Raw genomic sequence first — 17334 nt, 5'->3', positions numbered from 1 at the left:
GGGTCGTCGGCTCTCGTCGCACCGGTCGCCGGCGACTCTCGTCGCACCGGTCGTCAGCGGTCCCCGTCGAGTCGCTCCTGCCACTCCTGGACTCGCGCGAGCAGCTCCACCGGCGCGGTCGCCGCGACGTCGACGTCGCTCAGCTCCTCGATCACGGCGCGGATCTCGGGGTCGATCCGGTCGGTTTCGGCGGTCTCCGCCGTCTCGCCAGCTCTGCCCGCCTCCCCGCCCGCTCCGCCCGCCCCGCCCGCCGTCGACGCCGAGCCCCTCCCGTTCCGGTTTCCCCCGGTGTCGGGGGCGTCGGCCCCGGCCGACCCGGCGTCGCCCTCGCCCGCGAACGACCCGGACGAGAGGTCGAAGACGACCTGCTTCGTGCCCTCGCCGCTCCCGGTTCCGTCCCCCGTACCGTCGCTTCCGGCTCCCTCGCCCCCGCCCCGCGACCCTTTCGCTTCGATGGCCTTCTCCTCGCGGAGCCGGTCGAGCACCTCGTCGGCGCGCCCGACGACCGGCTTGGGGACCCCGGCGAGGTCGGCGACGTGGACTCCGTACGACCGGTTCGTCGGCCCGTCGCGGACCGTCCGGAGGAACGTCACCTCGCCGTCGCGCTCGTCGACGGCGACGTGGACGTTGGCGACCCGCGGGAGGTGGTCCGCCAGCGCCGTCAGCTCGTGGTAGTGCGTGGCGAAGAGGGTGCGCGCGCGCACCTCGTTGTGGAGGTACTCGGTCGCGGCCCACGCGATCGAGATTCCGTCGTAGGTGGCCGTGCCGCGGCCGACCTCGTCGAGGATGACGAGGGAGTCCGCGGTCGCCGAGTGGAGGATGTTCGACAGCTCCTGCATCTCGACCATGAACGTCGAGCGCCCCTGCGCCAGCTCGTCGAGCGCGCCGACGCGGGTGTAGATCCCGTCGACGAGCCCGACCTCGGCGGCGCGGGCGGGGACGAACGACCCCGCCTGCGCGAGCAGCTGAATGAGGGCGGCCTGCCGCATGTACGTCGACTTCCCGCTCATGTTCGGGCCGGTGACGATGAGGAAGCCGCGCTCGTCGTCGAGCCGGAGGTCGTTCGGCACGAAGTCGGTCGTCCGCTCGACGACGGGGTGGCGGCCCGCCTCGACGTCGAGCCGGCGCTCGTCGGTCAGCTCGGGCCGCGTCCAGTCGTTGCCGGCGGCGTGGGTCGCCAGCGACGCGAGCGCGTCGACCTCGGCAACGACCCGACCCACGTCCTGCAGCAGCTCGGCGTCGGCGGCGACCCGCTCGCGCAGCTCCTCGAACAGCTCGTACTCCAGCTCGCCGCGGGCCTCCTCGAGCCGGAGCACCTCCCGCTCCCGCTCCGCCAGCTCGTCGGTGACGAATCGCTTGGAGTTCTTCAGCGTCTTGATCTCGCGGTAGTGCTCCGGCACCTGGTCGGCGACCGACTTGCCGACCTGGACGTAGTAGCCGTCCGTCTTGTTGCGGTCGACCGTGACGTGGCTGAGCCCGTACTGGCGCTTCTCCCGCTCCGCGAGCGTGTCGAGCCACTCCGTCGCCTCCTCGTGGCTCGCGATCAGCTCGTCGAGGTCGTCGTCGTACCCCTTCCGGAGCAGCCCGCCCTGCGTCTTCGCCTTCGGGGGGTCGTCGGCGAGCGCGTCGGCGAGCTCGCCGTGGAGCGCGCGGGCCCGCTCGCGGTCGAGGTCCTCCAGCACCGCCGCGACCGGCGACTCCGCGAGCGCGGTCCCCTCGACGGCGTCGACCATCTCCGGGACCAGCGCGAGGGTGTCGCGCACCGAGAGGAGTTCGCGTGCCCCCGCGCTCCCGCTCGTCGCTCGCGCGGCCAGCCGCTCGAGGTCGTACGCGTCTCCGAGCGTCTCCCGCAGGCGGTCGCGCGCGAGCGCCGCCGACGCCAGCGCCTCGACCGCGTCGAGCCGGCGGTCGAGCCGGGCCCGGTCCCGTCGCGGGCGCGTGAGCCACTCGCGGAGCAGTCGACCGCCGGCCGCGGTGACGGTGTGGTCGACCGTCTCGAACAGCGACCCCTCGCCGTCGCCCCGCATCGTCTCCGTGAGCTCCAGGTTGCGCTGGGTCGTCGCGTCGACGTCGACGTGGTCGCCGTCGCCGTACGCCGTCAGCCGGGTCATCGACGCGAGCACGCCGGCGCCGGTCTCCTCGACGTAGCCGAGGGTCGCGCCGGCCGCGCGGAGCGCGAGGTCGGAGTCGATCCCGACGCTGTCCGCGGTCTCTCGGCCGAACTGCTCGCGGACCGCGTGTGTCGCCCGCCCCGGCGCGAACGCCTCCGCGTCGAACAGCGACACCGACCCCGACAGGTCCTCCCGGACCGCGCCGAGCAGCCGGTCGTCGTTGCGGACGCGGGGGCCGGGGAGCACCTCCGCGGGGTCGAAACGGTACAGCTCCGCTCGAAGGTCGCTCTCGTCGTCGACCTCGGTGACGAGGAACCGCCCGGTGGTGACGTCGGCGAGAGCGAGCCCGTAGGGGCCGTCAGTTCCGTCGTCCTCGCGAACGATCGCCGCGAGATACCGCGCGTCGTCGTCGGCCGTCTCCAGCAGGGTGCCCGGCGTGACGACGCGGGTGATCTCGCGGGCGTGGCCGTCGTCGGTCTCGTACTGGTCGGCGACGGCGACCCGGTAGCCGCGCTCGACGAGCGCCTTCACGTAGGGCGTCAGCTCCGAGAGCGGGACGCCCGCCATCGGGTACGACGAGCCGTGCGAGGACTTCTGTGACACCGTCAGGTCGAGCTCGTCGGCGACCAGCTCGGCGTCGTCCGCGAAGAACTCGTAGAAGTCGCCGCACTGCATCGCGAGGACGTCCGCGTCCGTCTCCGCCTTGAGATCGAGGAACTCCCCGACGATCCCCGTTGGCATATACCCGTACTCCCGCCGTGGGCGGGTAAAACCCTACGGGTGTGGCCCGTCGAGCGCCTACCCGACCCGGTTCCGACGCGTCACCGTCCGGTGGACGACCCCGGAGACGGCGAAGAGGGCCGCGAAGAGGACCGCGTACGCGTACCCGGAGACGGACGCGAACGGGACGGTCCCGATCCACGCCGCGCCGCCGAGCAGCCCGCAGACGACCGCGAGGCCGACGTAATACTCGCTCCACAGGATCTCGTTCTCGGAGACGACTTCGAGGTACACCTCCAGCCGGCGGCTCTCCTCGGTCAGGGAGACGATCCCCCTGTCGGGCTCGTACGCGATGAAGCCGCTCTTGGCCAGCTTCGGGAGGTGCGACTGGTGGAGCGCGGTGTACACGCGTTTCCGCTGTTTGTACGTCACTTCGACGGGGTCGACCTCGTTCTCCCACGCCGCCAGCTGCTCGGCGATGTCCCTCACGCGGGCGTCGTCCCCGTGCTCTTTCAGGTAGATGATCACGTTCCGTCGCCGCCGGTTGCTCAACGCCGTGAATATCTCGTCGCGCGAGGGCCCGGTGTCCTCGCTCGGTGCCTCTTCTGTGACCGCGAGTTGGGGTGTCATGGCTCTCTTGCGGGGCAACTGCTCTGAATGTGGATTGACACCGAGCAGCATACAATTTTCCATTATATTTATATTTCATATCCAACCAAAAACGGCACACGGAGGCTTGACGCGCCAGTTATCAACATCTTAATCGCCACGGCACCGGTGCGAATGTCATTCTCTCGACGTTTGTTGCGCTCGAACGGACTGCGGCGCCCCGGTGCTCTCGCGGTCTGCCCGAAGACGCCGATCGCGGCTTCACGATGTCCGACCGCAGCCTCGCGGCGACGCCCCGTCTCTGACCGGCTCACCGGCGGTAGGAGCCGCATACATACGACCGTTCGGCGCCACGATCGACCAATGACGACTCCACGCGACACGACCGTCTCGGAACCGCCGTCGCATCGGGCCGGGCTCAGCTCCCTCGATCGCTTCCGCCGCCCGGAGTACACCGGCGAAAACCGGTGTCTCCCCTGCACGGCGGTCAACGTCGCTGTCGCCGCGGTCGTCGCCGTCGCCGTCGGCGGACTGCTCACGGCCGGGGTCGGCGCGGCGGTCCTCCTCGCCTCCCTCGCGGCGATCTGGCTCCGCGGCTACCTCGTTCCGGGGACGCCCGAGCTCACCAAGCGGTACCTCCCCGAGCGCGTCCTGCGGCTGTTCGGAAAGGGCCGGCCGGTCGCGCCGCCGGCCGACGTCGACGCGGAGTCGTACCTGCTGTCGGCCGACGTCCTCGTCGAGACGCCGGACGGGACCGACCTCTCCTTCACTCCGTGGTTCGCGTCCGCGTGGCACGACGCCGTCGACGGGATGCGCCTCGACGCGGGCGTCGTCGTCGCCGACGCGGGGGCCGCGGCCGAGCCCGGGGAGATCGACGTGACCGACGTGACCGACACCCCCGGCGACGAGGTCGACCTGGCGGCGCTCGCGTCGCTCACCGGCGTCGACGCCGAGTCGCTCTCGCTCGACTGGCGCGGCGCGACCGCCTTCGCGTTCGCCGACGGCGAGCGTATCGGCCACTGGGAGTCCCGCGCCGCGTTCCTCGCCGACGCCGCCGCCGACCGCGTGCTGACCGACCGCGTCGACGGCTGGACGGACCTCCCGCTCGCGGCGCGGAGCGGCGTGCTCGGCGCGCTCCGACTGTTCGTCGAGGAGTGCCCCGCCTGCGAGGGACCGGTGAGCCTCGAGGAGCGCGTCGTCGAGTCCTGCTGTACGAGCTACGACGTGATCGCCGGCCGCTGTGCCGCCTGCAACGCGCGGCTGTTCGAGCTGGACCTGCCGCCGTCGCTCGCGGCCGAATAATACGTCCTGACCACTCGTTCCGCGGTGAACACCTCCAAAGCCCCAGCCGCGAGGCGCTTCGCGCCTCTGGCAGCCGGCGGCGTTGCCGCCGGCGACTTGCCACTTTGAGTCTCACCCTGTACCGCACAGCGACCGCACCTCACACCTCCCCAGCCTCGTCGGCCACTCTTCGCTTCGCTCCGAGCGGCCGACTCCAGCGAGAGACCTCCGGTCTCTCTGGCAGCCGGCGGCGACGCCGCCGGCGACCTCGCACGCGCTGACTCGCGGCCGCCGGAGGCGGCCGCTCGCAGGCGCGCGCGAAACATCAGACTGCTCAGAATAGGACCGGCAGATCGCGGAACGCGGCGTTCGTCTCAGCTTCGGCGCCGCGAGCGCAGGCCGTTGCGTCCGATCCGGAGCTGCCGGAGCACGGAGAAGCGGTTGAGCCACAGTTGATAGGCGCTCGCGGCGGCGAACAGCGCGAGCGCGACGCTCGTCAGCAGGATCGGATCGACCGCGGAGACGAGCGGTGCGCCGAGCAGCGCCGCGAGCAGGACGGTCAGCGACGCGACCCCGAGCGCGCGATACAGCTCCGACCACGTCACCCCGCCCTTGGCGACGATCTCGGTGTACAGGGAGACGTCCCGCGCGTGCCGCGACAGCTCGATCGTCTGCGTCTCCCGGTCGTACTCGATGACGCCCAGCTCCTCCAGCTTCGGCAGGTGCGTCTGGACGAGCGAGGTGTACACGCTCTCGCGACACCGCGTCGGCGGCGGGCTCTCGCCCGTCTCGCGGCCCGCCACCAGCGTCGACAGCTCGTGGACCGTCACCACGCCGCCGACGCTCTCGAGCTGCTCGAGGGCGCGCCGACGGCGCTCGTTCGCGAGGATGGCGTACACCTGCTCTGCCGGAAGGACGTCGTTTCGGAGTTTCATGGATGCGGGTCCGACGCTCCGCGCGACGCGGAGATCGGTCGTTAGCGCTACATCTTCCCTCGGGGGGATAGATATGCACTCGCTACCCCCGTTCGGTCCGCGTCGCGTGGTACCTCGACCCGATATTCGACGCCTCGAAACCGATAGCCCGCGCCCCCGTGGACGCCGCCCTCTCGCTCCGATCGCCCCCGATCTCACGTCCGAAGCGGCACGCGTCCCGTACCGCCCGCCGCGGTCGAAGTATGGGGTTCATGTCGTCGATTTTGCCCGAAGTAGGATCACCGAACCGCCGATCGAACGCGGCGTTTGACCGCGCGAACCGTCCGTTCCACCGGATCGAACTGCTCGCTCCACCGAATCGAACCGATCGTTCGACGGTGACGTGGCTGCGCGTAACTAGGTGGGTATCCCTCGGAGGGGGAAGTAACCGATTCGGCTACTCGACGCGGTCGGAGGGCGAGTCGGCGAGAACCATGAACCCGGACACCAACGACACGATCGGACTCTCGCGGCGCAAGCTGCTCGCCGGCCTCGGGGCCGTCGGCGTGGCCTCCGCGGGCGCGGGACTCGGTACCACGGCGTACTTCAACGACACGGAGACGTTCGAGGGCAACACGCTCACCGCGGGCGAGCTCGATCTCAAGCTCGACTACAAGTCGACGTACCTCGGCGGCCCCGGCCGTCTGGACGACATCCGGGCGATGGGGTACGGCCCGAACGACGAGACGCTCGCGCAAGATCTCGGTGGCGGCCGGTACCTGCTCGGACAGGCGCCCAGCCCCGCGGACATGCAGGCGTGGGAAGACCTCGTTATGGGCGAGCAGTTCGACTTCTGTTCGCCCGAGGCCGACGAGTTCCTCGTCAACGGCGACGGGATCCCGGTGTTCACGCTCGAAGACGTGAAGCCCGGCGACTCCGGCGAAGTGACGATCAGCATCCACATCTGTGACAACCCCGCGTACCTCTACCTCGCGGGCGAGCTGACCGAGAACGCGGAGAACGGTCAGTCCGAGCCCGAACTGGCAGCCGAGGGCGAGGACGCCGACGGGATCGGCGAGCTCGCCGACGCCATCGAGGTCTGCGTCTGGTACGACGAGGACTGCGACAACGTGTACGAGCCCACCGGCACAGGCCAGCAACAGGAGCTCGAAGTCGCGCTCGTCAGCGACACCTCCGGCTCGATGAGCGGCTCGAACCTCTCGGCGCTGAAGGCGGCTGCGACCAGCTTCGTCGGCAACCTCTCCGCGCCGGACGAGGCCGCCGCGATCTCGTTCAGCAGCAGCACCTCGCTGGACCAGGAGCTGACGACGAACTACACCGCGGTGCAGAACGCGATCAACAACTACACCGCGGGCGGCCAGACCAACGTCGCGGGCGGCATCGACGTCGCCCAGGAGGAACTCATCAACGGGACCAACGCCACTGCCGGCGCCTCGAAGGTGATGATCGTTCTCACCGACGGCTTCGAGAACATCGGCGACGCCCGTACCGAGGCCCAGCAGGCCAAGGACGCCGGCATCCGGGTCTTCGGTATCGGCCTCGGCAACAACGTCGACGAGGACCTCGTCGAGGACATCTCCTCGTCGCCCGACGACGCGTTCCTCGCGCCCGACCCGGCCGACCTCGACACCGTCTACGCCGAGATCGCGCAGATCGTCTTGGAGGGCGAACAGAAGATCATCTCCGGTTCGATGACCGATGTCTTCGCGCAGCTCTCCGAGGGGTTCGCGCTTGACGGCAACCGTCAGGACGAGGACCGCCAGCCGTACCCCGGCGCGACGACCCAGTGCATCGGCTTCGAATGGACGCTCCCCGCCGACGTCGGCAACGAGATCCAGACCGACTCCGTCGGCTTCGACATCGCCGTCTACGCTGAGCAGTCGCGGCACAACGACAACCCGGACGTCTCGTTCAACGGGACGGACGTCGACAGCAACAGCACCAACGTATCGTAAATCGAACACGAAATCGAGCGGCACACCTGCTCACTCCCGGGCGACACTCGCCCGGTTCCCGATTCGGCGCCCTGCGGGGCGGCCGACGCGGCGGTTCGCGACCGCCGTCGGGAGTTCCCCACTGGGGATGATACACAATGAACGACGACACAATCGGACTATCGCGGCGCAAGATGCTGGTCGGACTCGGGGCGGTCGGCGTCGCCTCCGCCGGCGCGGGACTGGGCACCACGGCGTATTTCAACGACACCGAGTCGTTCGAGAACAACACGCTCACGGCCGGCGAGCTGGACCTGTTCGTCCACGTCGACTACTCTGAGGACCAGGGCAGCTACGCGCAGTACTCCACCCCTGACGGTACCTTCATCGACGGCAACGTCGTGGGCGGCGAGGAGGACGGCGAACCCCTCAGCATCCAGGTCTCCGACCTGAAGCCCGGCGACTCCGGCGAGGGCGAGTTCTGCTTCTCGATCGTCGACAACCCCGCGTACATGTGGATGTGCGGCGAGCTGACCGCGAACGACGAGAACGGACAGAGCGAGCCCGAGATGGACGCCGACGAGACCGGCGGTGACCCCGGCGAGGGCATGGGCGAGCTCGCCGACGCGATGGAAGTGACCGTCTCGTACTGCACCCCTGACGGCGAGGGCGGAAACGAGATCGTCTCCGGCTCGCTGGCGGACGTGATGAACGCGCTCAGTGCCGGCGTCCCGCTGTACGGCGACGGTAACCCCGACGCTCCGATCGCGAACCGCCCCGCCTTCGACGGCGTCGAGGAACCGTTCGTCGACGACGTGCCCAACGTCTCCGATCAGTGCGTCTGCTTCGAGTGGGTCGTCCCGACGACCGTCGGCAACGAGATCCAGACGGACTCGGTCGCGTTCGACTTCGAGTTCTACGCGGAGCAGGCCCGCCACAACGACGGGACGAACAACCCCTGCATCCCCAGCGTCACGACCCGGACGGGTGAGGGCTTCGCCAAGCAACAGGAGTTCGAAACCGAGCAGGAGACCTCCTTCGCCCGCGGCCGCTACGGGAACAACGGCCCCTCGGGCTCGTGGGAAGTCGCCGTCGGCCCCGACGTCGGGAGCGCTGACACCGACAACTACGTCTGGACGCCCGGCAACGCCGTTCCGTTCAGCTACTCGTACGACGGCAGCGGCACCGCCTCGTTCACCCTTGACGGCGTGAACGTTGCTAGCGCGATCCCCGCTCCGAGCGGGAAACTCGCGATCACGACGAAGGCCGACGAGGCGACCGTCTCCGTCGCGAACCTCGCGCTCGACTTGGATGGCGTGCCGACCGCGCTTAGCGGTCCCGACTCGATCTCGGCGACCAACGACGGTCCCGACCGCGAGGTCACCTACCTCGTGTTCGACACCGACGCGGCCGACGTCGCGAACACGTTCACCATCAGCGGCGACGTGACCGTCGACGTGCAGGGCGACTACGCTGGCGCCGAGGAGGGCGTGGCCTTCGACATCAGCGTCGAGTAAACCCTTCAACCACGCGTCGATCGCCCGGGCGATCTCGGGCGTCGACCGCGGTCGCGGCTCGGACGGCAACTACCCACACTGGCGTACGACGGTTCGACTCCGTCGGTGGGACTTCCCCTCGGGGAATCACACTCATGACAGACAACGACAACATCGACACGATCGGACTCTCGCGGCGCACGATCCTGGCCGGCCTCGGCGCGGTCGGGCTGGCGTCGGCGGGCGCTGGCTTAGGCACCACGGCGTACTTCAACGACACCGAGTCGTTCGACGGCAACACGCTCACCGCCGGCCAGCTCGACCTCCTCGTCGACTGGCAGCAGACGTACGACTTCGGCGACGGCCACACCTTCGTCAGCGCGCACCCCGACCACGACGGCGACGGCGAGCAGTCCGTCGAGATCGACGGCGAGGTGTTCACGTACAGCGACTTCCCGGACGAGGACGACGAGGACAGCAACGGGGCGAATCTCCCGGTCCTGGACTGCGAGACCATCCCGCCGCTGTCGGAGGCGGACTTCGGCACCGACCCCGTCACGGGCGAGGCGATGGAGACGCTCGCGCAGTTCTCCGACGTGAAGCCCGGCGACTCCGGCGAGATCACCTTCTCGCTGCACCTCTGTGACAACCCCGGCTACATCTGGATGCAGGCGGGCAACGTGAGCGAGGACGGCGGCGCTCACACCGAACCGGAGGCAATCGTCGACCCGGACAACCTCGGCGACCTCGGCGACGCGATCCAGGCGACGCTCTGGTACGACGAGGACTGCGACAACGTGTACGACGGCGCGGAGCCGGTCGACATCATGCTGACGCTGGACTTCTCCGGCTCGATGCTGTACGACCAGTACGGCGGCGTCGTCAACGACGACGACATCACCGTCGGCGGCACCACCTACGACGAGACGACCAAGATCGACCTCGTCGAGCTCGGCACCCGCCAGTTCGTCGACTACCTGCAGTCGCAGAACTCGGACGTGCGGGTCGGCGTCGCGTACTTCGACGGCGAGGGAAGCGACGAGTCGCTCCCCCGGACCGGCGTCTACCAGCCGCTCACCACCGACCTCTCGGCGGTCGACGCCTCGCTGACGAACCTCCGCCAGAAGCTCGCGAACGTCGTCACCGGGTCCGGATTCACCGCGAGCGACAAGCCGACCGCGCCCTTCGACGGCGACGGCGACCCCGACCCGTTCTCGAACGCGAACGGCATCGCGACGGGCACGTACATCGGCGAGGGTGTCGACGACGCGCAGTCCGAGCTCGCCACGAACGGTCGTCCCAACGCCGAGAAGCGCAATATCGTGCTCTCGGACGGCGAGTCGTTCAACGGCGACGGGACCACGCAGTTCTCCTCGCCGACCGGCGCCGCGGACGACGCCCGGGCGGCCGCGCCGGCCCCCGCCACCGACGTCTACACGATCTCGGTCGGCAGCGCGAACGACGGCGTGCTCCAGTCGATGGCCGGTCCGGCCGGCGGATCGGGCGGCGACCCGACGTTCTTCAGCGACGTCGACGACCCGCTCAACATCCCGACGGTGTTCGGCAGCCTCGCGGCCCAGACCGCACAGGAGAAGGTCATCATGGACGACTCCCTCGGCAACGTCCTCGCGGCGCTCGCGGACGGGAACGGCGTTCCGCTCGACGGCAACCGCGCGACGCCGTACGACGAGCTCGGCGACGACCCCGACGACCCGGCCCGCGACGCGTTCCGCGGTGACGGCGTGATGCACTGCGTCGCGCTCTCGTGGGAGCTCCCGATCGACGTGGGCAACGAGGCCCAGGGCGACACGCTCGGCTTCGACCTCGGCTTCTACACCGAACAGGCGCGCCACAACGACGGCGCCGGACCGGAGCAGTCCGCCTGATACGGGCGAACTCCGGGCCGACCCGATCGACGCCGGTCGGGATCGGCGACCGGTCGCCTCGCCGGTCGACGGCGAGGGTAGGCTCCGCGGACCGGACGGGTAGGCCCCGCGGACCGGACGGGTATCTCGTCCGGGCAGACGAGTAGGTCGCGCATACATACACTCGCCGGACGCGTGACGAAGCACATCGACGAACGGCCGTTCGGAGCCGCGAACACACAGTATGACACGAAAAGAGACACAATTCACGCGGCGGGAGGCGCTCGCGGGCATCGGAGCCGTCGGCTTCGCGACCCTCGGCGCCGCCGGCGGCCGGTCGACGGGCAGCTGGAACGAGTACTCCGACTACACGTACGCGCAGTCAGACACGCCGTGGAACGTCGTGGTCGGCTGGCGCCGGACCGAGAACGGCTCGGTCGTCGACGCGAGCCCGACCGACGCCGTCGCGGACGTCGAGGCCGGCGTCCGGCTCGTCGACCTGAACAACGCGCTCCCCGGCGACAGCGGGACCGCGAGCGTCGGGCTCCGGCTCGACGACCCCGCGGGGCTCGTCCCCGACGGCGTCCGCGTGTGGCTCAGGCTCGTCCCGCGCGTCGGGAGCGATCCGGCGAGCGCCGCGCTCGCCGAGCGCGTCTCGCTCGACCTTCGGTACGACACCGGCGTCTTAGGCATCGGCGGCTGCGCCGGTGCCGAGAGCGGCTTCGCGGCCTACGGCGAGCGGATCGCCGCCGGCCCCCTCGCGTCGTTCGACGGGAGCGCCCTCGCGTCGGGCGTCGAGCTGACTCCCGGCGGCTTCGGAGACGGGTGCCTCGCGCCCGACGAACGGCGCTGTCTCGCCTTCTCCTGGGCGTTCGACGCCGACGGCGGCAACGCCGGACAGGGCGGCACCGTCGACTTCGACCTCTCGTTCGCCGCGGTCGCGTGCGGCGACGAGGAGAACCCCTTCCTGACGGCGCCCGGCGACGACGGGGGGCAGTCGTGACCCCCGGACGCGACGGCGGGCGCCGCCCGAGCGGCCTGAGCCGTCGCCAGCTGCTCACCGGGATCGGCGGGGTCGGCGCCGTCGGCATGGCCAGCGGGCTCGGCACCGGCGCCTACCTCTCCGACCGCGCGACCTTCGGCGGCAACGCCCTCGGCGCGGGCGGGGTCGAGCTGACGGTGGACGGCGACGTCACCGACGGCGCCGTGGAGCTCGGCGTCTCCGGCATCGAGCCCGGGGACGCGGGCACCGAGCGGTTCGCCGTCGGCGTGCGGACGAATCCCGTTCGGGTCTGGCTCGCCGCCGACTGTCCCGACCCGGACGACGCCTTGGCGGACGCGCTCGAGGTCGACGTCCGCGTCGATGGGACCCCCGTCCCCGGTGGTCAGGGGACCATCGCGGACGTCCGGCGCGCACTCGCCGACGGGGAGCGGATCGACGTCGGCTGCCTCGACCCCGGAGACGCCCTCGACGTGGCGGTCGGCTGGCGGCTCCCGGGCGACGCGGTCGACGCGCTCGCGGGGACCGACGCCGCGCTCGCGTTCCGCCTCTACGCGGAGCAGTGCCGTCACGTCTCGGAGGCGGACGCCGCCGCGTCGAACCCCTTCGCGGGCCTGACGTGCGACGAGCCCGGGGACGACTGCCCGGCGTGCGTCGAGTTCGGCAAGGCGGACGACGTCGAGGCCGCGCTCGCGGTCGGCGACGTCCTCCCGCTCGTCGAGCTCCCCGACGGCACGGAACCGCACTCGATCGAGATCACCGCGGTCGAGACGAAGGAAGACGGCGAGGCGGTCGGCGCCGCGTTCGCGCTGATCGACGCGGACGGGAACCCCGGCCCGAACCTCTGTGCGGTCGAAATCAAGGGCGGTCAGGAGACCGTGCGGTACGAGATCGATCCCGCCGGACCCGACACGGGAGAGGCCCTGTTCGCGCCCGAGCGGGACGGAAAGGACGGAAACTACGGGATCAGCCACATCGTCGTCTTCGTCTGTGCCGCCGACGGCGATGCGGGCGGGAACGGCGGCCGGAACGGCCGCAACAACGGCGAGGGCGGCGACGGCGAGGAGGATATCTGATGAACAACCCACTCACATCACCAAACGTCAAAAAAGCGGCAAACGTGCTCGGTATCGTCGTGTTGATCGCCCTCGTGGCGCCGTTCGCGGTGTTCGCGGCCCCCGAGGTCGTCGGCGCCGACGAGAGCTTCGTCGTGCTCACGGCGAGCATGACGCCCGCGATCGCCCCGGGCGACGTCGTGATCGTCGCCGAGCGCGACCCGGCCGCGATCGCCGCCGGCGACGTGATCACCTTCTCACGCGGCACGAGCGACGTGCCCGTGACGCACCGGGTGATCGACGTCGTCGCGGCCGACGGCGGCGTCGCCTTCGAGACGATGGGCGACGCCAACGAGGGACCCGATCCGGGGCTCGTGCCGGGGACCAACCTCATCGGCGAGGTGGTGTTCGCGATCCCGTACATCGGGTACGTGATCCAGTTCGCCGGCACCCGGGCCGGGTTCGTCGCGCTCGTGGTGCTCCCGTTCGGGCTCCTCGCGGCCGGCGAGCTGTGGTCGATCGTCCGCGAAGCCGACCGAGATGCGTCGCCCGAGTCGTCGGCGGTGACCGCCGCGCCGGCGGACGCCGCGGAAGCGGGCGCCGAGGGCGCTCCGGCCGTCGCGGCCGAGCCCTCGTCCGACGAATCCGCCGCCGGGACCGGTTCCGGCGGCGTGTCGGTCGCGTCCGTCGGCGGAGCGACCGCCGTGTTGGTCGGATTCGCGCCGTACGCCGCGTACGTCGCGTTCCAGCTCCGGACCGCGGCCTCGATCGCGGTCGCGGTCGCGGTGACGACGCTGCTGCTCGGCGCGCTCGCGGTCTGGGTCCCGGCGAGCGGTGTGCTCGACCGAAAATCGACCGACGACGACGCCAGAGCGGACGCCTCGCACGCGTCGGCTCCCCGCCCGGAGGACGTCGCCGCGCCGGTCGACGGCGCGGGGGAGGGGGACTGATGAGCGCCGAGCGCCCCCTCGCCGCGATGGTCGTCGCCGCGCTGGTGGTGTGGGCCGTCGCCTTCGGCGGCGGCTACACCGTCGCCGTGTTCACCTCCTCCGCGGAGGTGAGCGTGGGCTTCGAGACGAACGAGAGCTTCGTGTCGGACGAGCGCCTCGCCCCGGCCGGACCGACGGCCGTCACCGCCGTCGGCGGCTCGGACGTCGCGGCCGACGGCGACGAGTCGGACGGGCTGAACGAGTCGAGCGAGGTCAACGGCTCGGGAGGAGTCGACGAGTCGAGCGGGCTGAACGAATCCGACGGCGATCCCGACGCCGACGAACGGGGACCGACTGACCCCGTCAACAACGGAAGCAACGAATCTGCACCCACCGACCTCGGCGACACGGAGAGCGAACCCGACGGCGATCCGGCGGCCGAACCGTCGGCCGACGGGGAGGAGACCGAAGCGTCTGACGGCGATGAGGAGACCGACGCCGGCGGGAGCACCGAAACGGGAACCGAATCGACCGCCGACGGCGGAGACGACCCCGACGCCGCGTCCGGCGAAGGCGATGACGTCGACGACTCCGACAGCGACGACGCCGACGGCGACGACCCCGACGGGGAGTCCCCCGAGTCGCCGTCCGACGAAGCGTGACCGTGACTCCGCTACCGCCCCCCCGAGGCCGCACCCGCCGGAGCGGGGCCGTCGCTCACTCAGGCGGGCGTTCCCGCCCCGGAACGAAGCTCATGGTCCTGCTGCTGTCGACCGCGCTGCTGCTCCTCCTGCTCGCGTTCGGGCTCCTTCGCGGGATCGGTTGAGGCCGTTCGGAGTCCGGACTCGCGCCGTCCCGAACCGAGGCACGGAACTCACGTGACGGGCCGGAGTCGCCGGCGCGTTCTCGCGATCCGGGCCCGCCCGTCGCAGTTATACGCGGGGTCGCCGAACGTCCGGGTAAGCGATGGTCGCGTTCGACGCGTTCGCGTTCGTCTTCGTCGCCGGCCTGCTCACGGCGCTCGCGACCGGGATCGGCGCGCTGCCCTTCTTCCTGTTCGACTCGATCAGCGACCGCGGGAACGTGGCGCTGTGGGGGTTCTCCTCGGGGATCATGGTCTCCGCGTCGCTGTTCGGGCTCGTCCGAGAGGGGCTCGCCGAGGGGACGCCCGTCGAGATCGGGATCGGGCTGGCCGCGGGCGTCGTCCTGGTCGTTATCGCGCACGACGTGCTCCTCGACGCCGAGATCGACCCGAAAGAGTACGAGGAGGCGGACTTCAAGAAGCTCGTGTTGATCCTCGGCGTGCTGACCGTCCACAGCTTCCCCGAGGGGGTCGCCGTCGGCGTCTCGTTCGCGGACCTCGGGCTGGCGGGCGGGACCGAGCTGTTCGGCTTCACCGTCCCGCTGCTCGCGGTGTTCATGACGATCGCGATCTCGATCCACAACGTCCCGGAGGGGACCGCGATCTCGATCCCGCTGCGGGCGATGGGCGTCTCGCGGTGGAAGATGGTCTGGTGGGCGGTGTTCTCCAGCCTCCCGCAGCCGATCGGGGCGGTCCTCGCCTTCGCGTTCGTCCGGTACGCCCGCGAGTTCCTCCCGTACGGCTTCGGATTCGCCGCCGGCGCGATGATCTACCTCGTCGCCACCGAGTTCGTCCCGGAGGCGCTCGACGCCGGCGCCGCGCTCCCCCGCGGCGGGAAGCCCGTGCTCGTCGCCGGGATCGCGGCCGGCGTCGCGCTGATGACGCCGCTCGCGTTCGTCTGAGATCCCGCCGTCGTCGCGCGCCCGCGTGGCGTCGCCCCTCACGCCCCGCCGTCGAACGCCGCGGGGTTCACCGCCCCCGGCCCCTCGCCAACGTCGTAGCCGCGTCGGATCACCGCCTCCATCCCGTCGATCGCGCCCGCGACGGCGTCGGTCAGGTGCTCGCCGCGCGCCAGCCGGGCCGCGATCGCGCTCGATAACGCGCAGCCGGAGCCGTGCGTCGCGTCGGTCGCCACGCGGGGGTTCTCGAAGCGGCGGACGGTCGGGTCGGCGGCGGCCTCCTCGTCCCCGATCACGAGCGTGTCGACGACGCTCTCCGCGTCCCCGTCGAGGTGGCCGCCCTTCACGAGGGCCGCGCCGGCGCCGCGGGCGACGAGCTCCCGCCCGGCGGCCGCGGCGTCCGCCGGCGTCTCGACCGGCTCGTCGACGAGGACCGCCGCCTCGTCGGCGTTGGGGGTGACGAGCGTCGCGCGCTCGATCAGCCCCTCGTAGGCCGCCTCGGCCGCGGGGGAGAGCAGCCGGTCGCCCGTCGCCGCGACCATCACCGGGTCGACGACGACCGGGGCCGGACGGCGGGCGAGCAGCCCGGCCGCGGTCTCGACGATCGGCGCCGTGGCCAGCATCCCGGTCTTCACCGCCCCGACGTCGAAGTCCTCGACCACGGCGTCGTACTGGCTCGCGACGTGGTCGGCCGGGACCGCGTGGACGTCCTCGACGCCCCGCGTGTTCTGCGCCGTCGTCGCCGTCACGACCGCGGTCCCGAAGACGCCGTGGGCCGTCATCGCCTTCAGGTCCGCCTGGATCCCCGCCCCGCCGCCGCTGTCGCTGCCGGCGATCGTCAGCGCGACCGGCGGCGAGACGGGGTCGCGGTCTCGGGTCATGCATTAGTGGTACCACTAGATTATACTAAGTCGTGGCGATCGCCGCCGCCGAACGGCCTTTGACGCTCGCCGTCGAACCCGGGGTATGTCGAACGCTCACTCCGACGACGCGGCCGACGGCGATCCGGCCGACGACGCGACCGAGTCGATCACCGTCTACTCGGACTACGTCTGTCCGTTCTGCTACCTCGGGCGACAGTCGCTCGCCGAGTACCGGGAGACGCGCGAGGAGCCGCTCGCGGTCGACTGGCACCCGTTCGACCTCCGGGCGGGCAAGCGCAATCCGGACGGCACGATCGACCACGAGGTCGACGACGGGAAGGGCGAGGACTACTACGCGCAGGCCCGCGAGAACGTCCGCCGGCTCCAAGAGCAGTACGACGTCGAGATGGTCCAGGAGATCGCGACCGACGTCGACTCGCTGCCCGCCCAGCTCGTCTCCGTGCACGTGAAAGAGACCGCCCCCGAGGCGTGGCCCGCCTTCGACGACGCGTTGTTCGCGGCGCTGTGGCGGGAGGGGCGCGACATCGGTGACCGCGAGGTGCTCGTCGACGTCGCGGAAGACGTCGAGGGGCTCGACGCCGACGTGGTCGACGCCGCGCTCGGCGACGACGACCTCCGCGAGCGCGTGACGGCGATGTTCGACGCGGCGCGGCAGCGGGGGGTCACCGGCGTGCCGACGTTCGCCTTCGACGGCCACGCCGCCCGCGGCGCGGTGCCGCCGGAGCAGCTCGAACGGCTCGTTGAGGGCGCCTGA

At 70.9% G+C, this 17334-nt stretch carries 14 protein-coding genes; 10 read left to right on the top strand and 4 right to left on the bottom strand.

The annotated features are described in order from the left end of the window. Positions 1–53 precede the first annotated feature (53 nt). Together mutS and FGM06_RS14765 are read right to left on the bottom strand one after the other, a co-directional pair. Entirely contained in the window at positions 54–2852 is a 2799-nt protein-coding gene (gene mutS, locus FGM06_RS14770; protein ID WP_144800042.1) for a DNA mismatch repair protein MutS, read from the bottom strand. 57 nt (positions 2853–2909) lie between these two features. Further along, positions 2910–3461 (bottom strand): DUF7344 domain-containing protein, encoded by a 552-nt coding sequence (locus tag FGM06_RS14765; RefSeq protein ID WP_144800041.1) that lies wholly within the window; start codon positions 3459–3461, stop codon positions 2910–2912. A gap of 342 nt (positions 3462–3803) precedes the next feature. Between FGM06_RS14765 and FGM06_RS14760 the strand changes: the two genes are divergently transcribed. Next, on the top strand, positions 3804–4742 hold the full coding sequence (locus FGM06_RS14760) for a hypothetical protein (RefSeq protein ID WP_144800040.1): 939 nt from the start codon (positions 3804–3806) through the stop codon (positions 4740–4742). 353 nt (positions 4743–5095) lie between these two features. On the opposite strand, the gene FGM06_RS14755 is transcribed toward FGM06_RS14760, so the two are convergent. After that, positions 5096–5656 carry a DUF7344 domain-containing protein gene (locus tag FGM06_RS14755; protein WP_144800039.1) on the bottom strand — a complete coding sequence of 187 codons (561 nt, stop codon included), beginning with the start codon at positions 5654–5656 and terminating at the stop codon, positions 5096–5098. A 473-nt stretch (positions 5657–6129) separates the two neighbouring features. On the opposite strand from FGM06_RS14755, the gene FGM06_RS14750 reads away from it, so the two are divergent. The 8 genes from FGM06_RS14750 to FGM06_RS14715 all read left to right on the top strand — a co-directional run bounded on the left by FGM06_RS14750 (position 6130) and on the right by FGM06_RS14715 (position 15699). Next, on the top strand, positions 6130–7611 hold the full coding sequence (locus tag FGM06_RS14750) for a vWA domain-containing protein (protein WP_144800038.1): 1482 nt from the start codon (positions 6130–6132) through the stop codon (positions 7609–7611). Between the two features lie 137 nt (positions 7612–7748). Next, positions 7749–9107, top strand: a complete 1359-nt coding sequence (locus FGM06_RS14745) for a choice-of-anchor W domain-containing protein (RefSeq protein WP_144800037.1) — start codon at positions 7749–7751, stop codon at positions 9105–9107. Positions 9108–9241: 134 nt separating this feature from the next. Continuing rightward, positions 9242–10972, top strand: a complete 1731-nt coding sequence (locus tag FGM06_RS14740; RefSeq protein ID WP_144800036.1) for a SipW-dependent-type signal peptide and vWA domain-containing protein — start codon at positions 9242–9244, stop codon at positions 10970–10972. A 223-nt stretch (positions 10973–11195) separates the two neighbouring features. Then, a complete protein-coding gene (locus FGM06_RS14735) occupies positions 11196–11954 on the top strand; it encodes a hypothetical protein (RefSeq protein WP_144800035.1) in 759 nt (252 codons plus the stop codon). Beyond that, entirely contained in the window at positions 11951–13027 is a 1077-nt protein-coding gene (locus FGM06_RS14730) for a hypothetical protein (RefSeq protein ID WP_144800034.1), read from the top strand. The genes FGM06_RS14735 and FGM06_RS14730 overlap by 4 nt, the downstream gene beginning before the upstream one ends. Next, positions 13027–13956 (top strand): signal peptidase I, encoded by a 930-nt coding sequence (locus tag FGM06_RS14725; protein ID WP_144800033.1) that lies wholly within the window; start codon positions 13027–13029, stop codon positions 13954–13956. Before FGM06_RS14730 ends, FGM06_RS14725 begins: the two co-directional genes overlap by 1 nt. After that, positions 13956–14597 carry a hypothetical protein gene (locus FGM06_RS14720; RefSeq protein WP_144800032.1) on the top strand — a complete coding sequence of 214 codons (642 nt, stop codon included), beginning with the start codon at positions 13956–13958 and terminating at the stop codon, positions 14595–14597. Before FGM06_RS14725 ends, FGM06_RS14720 begins: the two co-directional genes overlap by 1 nt. Positions 14598–14901: 304 nt before the next feature. Next, complete coding sequence (locus FGM06_RS14715; protein WP_144800031.1) at positions 14902–15699, top strand: ZIP family metal transporter; 798 nt, start codon at positions 14902–14904, stop codon at positions 15697–15699. Positions 15700–15737: 38 nt separating this feature from the next. On the opposite strand, the gene thiD is transcribed toward FGM06_RS14715, so the two are convergent. Then, on the bottom strand, positions 15738–16577 hold the full coding sequence (gene thiD, locus FGM06_RS14710) for a bifunctional hydroxymethylpyrimidine kinase/phosphomethylpyrimidine kinase (RefSeq protein ID WP_144800030.1): 840 nt from the start codon (positions 16575–16577) through the stop codon (positions 15738–15740). Between the two features lie 85 nt (positions 16578–16662). Here thiD and FGM06_RS14705 point away from each other — a divergent pair, with 85 nt between their 5' ends. After that, positions 16663–17334, top strand: coding sequence for a DsbA family oxidoreductase (locus FGM06_RS14705; RefSeq protein ID WP_144800029.1), 672 nt, complete (start codon positions 16663–16665; stop codon positions 17332–17334).

This window comes from Halorubrum depositum, from assembly GCF_007671725.1.
In the GTDB taxonomy this organism is placed as follows: domain Archaea; phylum Halobacteriota; class Halobacteria; order Halobacteriales; family Haloferacaceae; genus Halorubrum; species Halorubrum depositum.
The sequence above is the reverse complement of the archived record's forward strand: the minus strand, read 5'-3'. Positions and strand labels throughout refer to the sequence as shown.

Excerpts from the sequence above, each read along its gene's own strand:
- mutS (WP_144800042.1), bottom strand. The coding sequence starts at position 2,852 with ATGCCAACGGGGATCGTCGGGGAGTTCCTCGATCTCAAGGCGGAGACG.
- FGM06_RS14765 (WP_144800041.1), bottom strand. The coding sequence starts at position 3,461 with ATGACACCCCAACTCGCGGTCACAGAAGAGGCACCGAGCGAGGACACC.
- FGM06_RS14760 (WP_144800040.1), top strand. The coding sequence starts at position 3,804 with ATGACGACTCCACGCGACACGACCGTCTCGGAACCGCCGTCGCATCGG.
- FGM06_RS14755 (WP_144800039.1), bottom strand. The coding sequence starts at position 5,656 with ATGAAACTCCGAAACGACGTCCTTCCGGCAGAGCAGGTGTACGCCATC.
- FGM06_RS14750 (WP_144800038.1), top strand. The coding sequence starts at position 6,130 with ATGAACCCGGACACCAACGACACGATCGGACTCTCGCGGCGCAAGCTG.
- FGM06_RS14745 (WP_144800037.1), top strand. The coding sequence starts at position 7,749 with ATGAACGACGACACAATCGGACTATCGCGGCGCAAGATGCTGGTCGGA.
- FGM06_RS14740 (WP_144800036.1), top strand. The coding sequence starts at position 9,242 with ATGACAGACAACGACAACATCGACACGATCGGACTCTCGCGGCGCACG.
- FGM06_RS14735 (WP_144800035.1), top strand. The coding sequence starts at position 11,196 with ATGACACGAAAAGAGACACAATTCACGCGGCGGGAGGCGCTCGCGGGC.
- FGM06_RS14725 (WP_144800033.1), top strand. The coding sequence starts at position 13,027 with ATGAACAACCCACTCACATCACCAAACGTCAAAAAAGCGGCAAACGTG.
- FGM06_RS14720 (WP_144800032.1), top strand. The coding sequence starts at position 13,956 with ATGAGCGCCGAGCGCCCCCTCGCCGCGATGGTCGTCGCCGCGCTGGTG.
- FGM06_RS14715 (WP_144800031.1), top strand. The coding sequence starts at position 14,902 with ATGGTCGCGTTCGACGCGTTCGCGTTCGTCTTCGTCGCCGGCCTGCTC.
- thiD (WP_144800030.1), bottom strand. The coding sequence starts at position 16,577 with ATGACCCGAGACCGCGACCCCGTCTCGCCGCCGGTCGCGCTGACGATC.
- FGM06_RS14705 (WP_144800029.1), top strand. The coding sequence starts at position 16,663 with ATGTCGAACGCTCACTCCGACGACGCGGCCGACGGCGATCCGGCCGAC.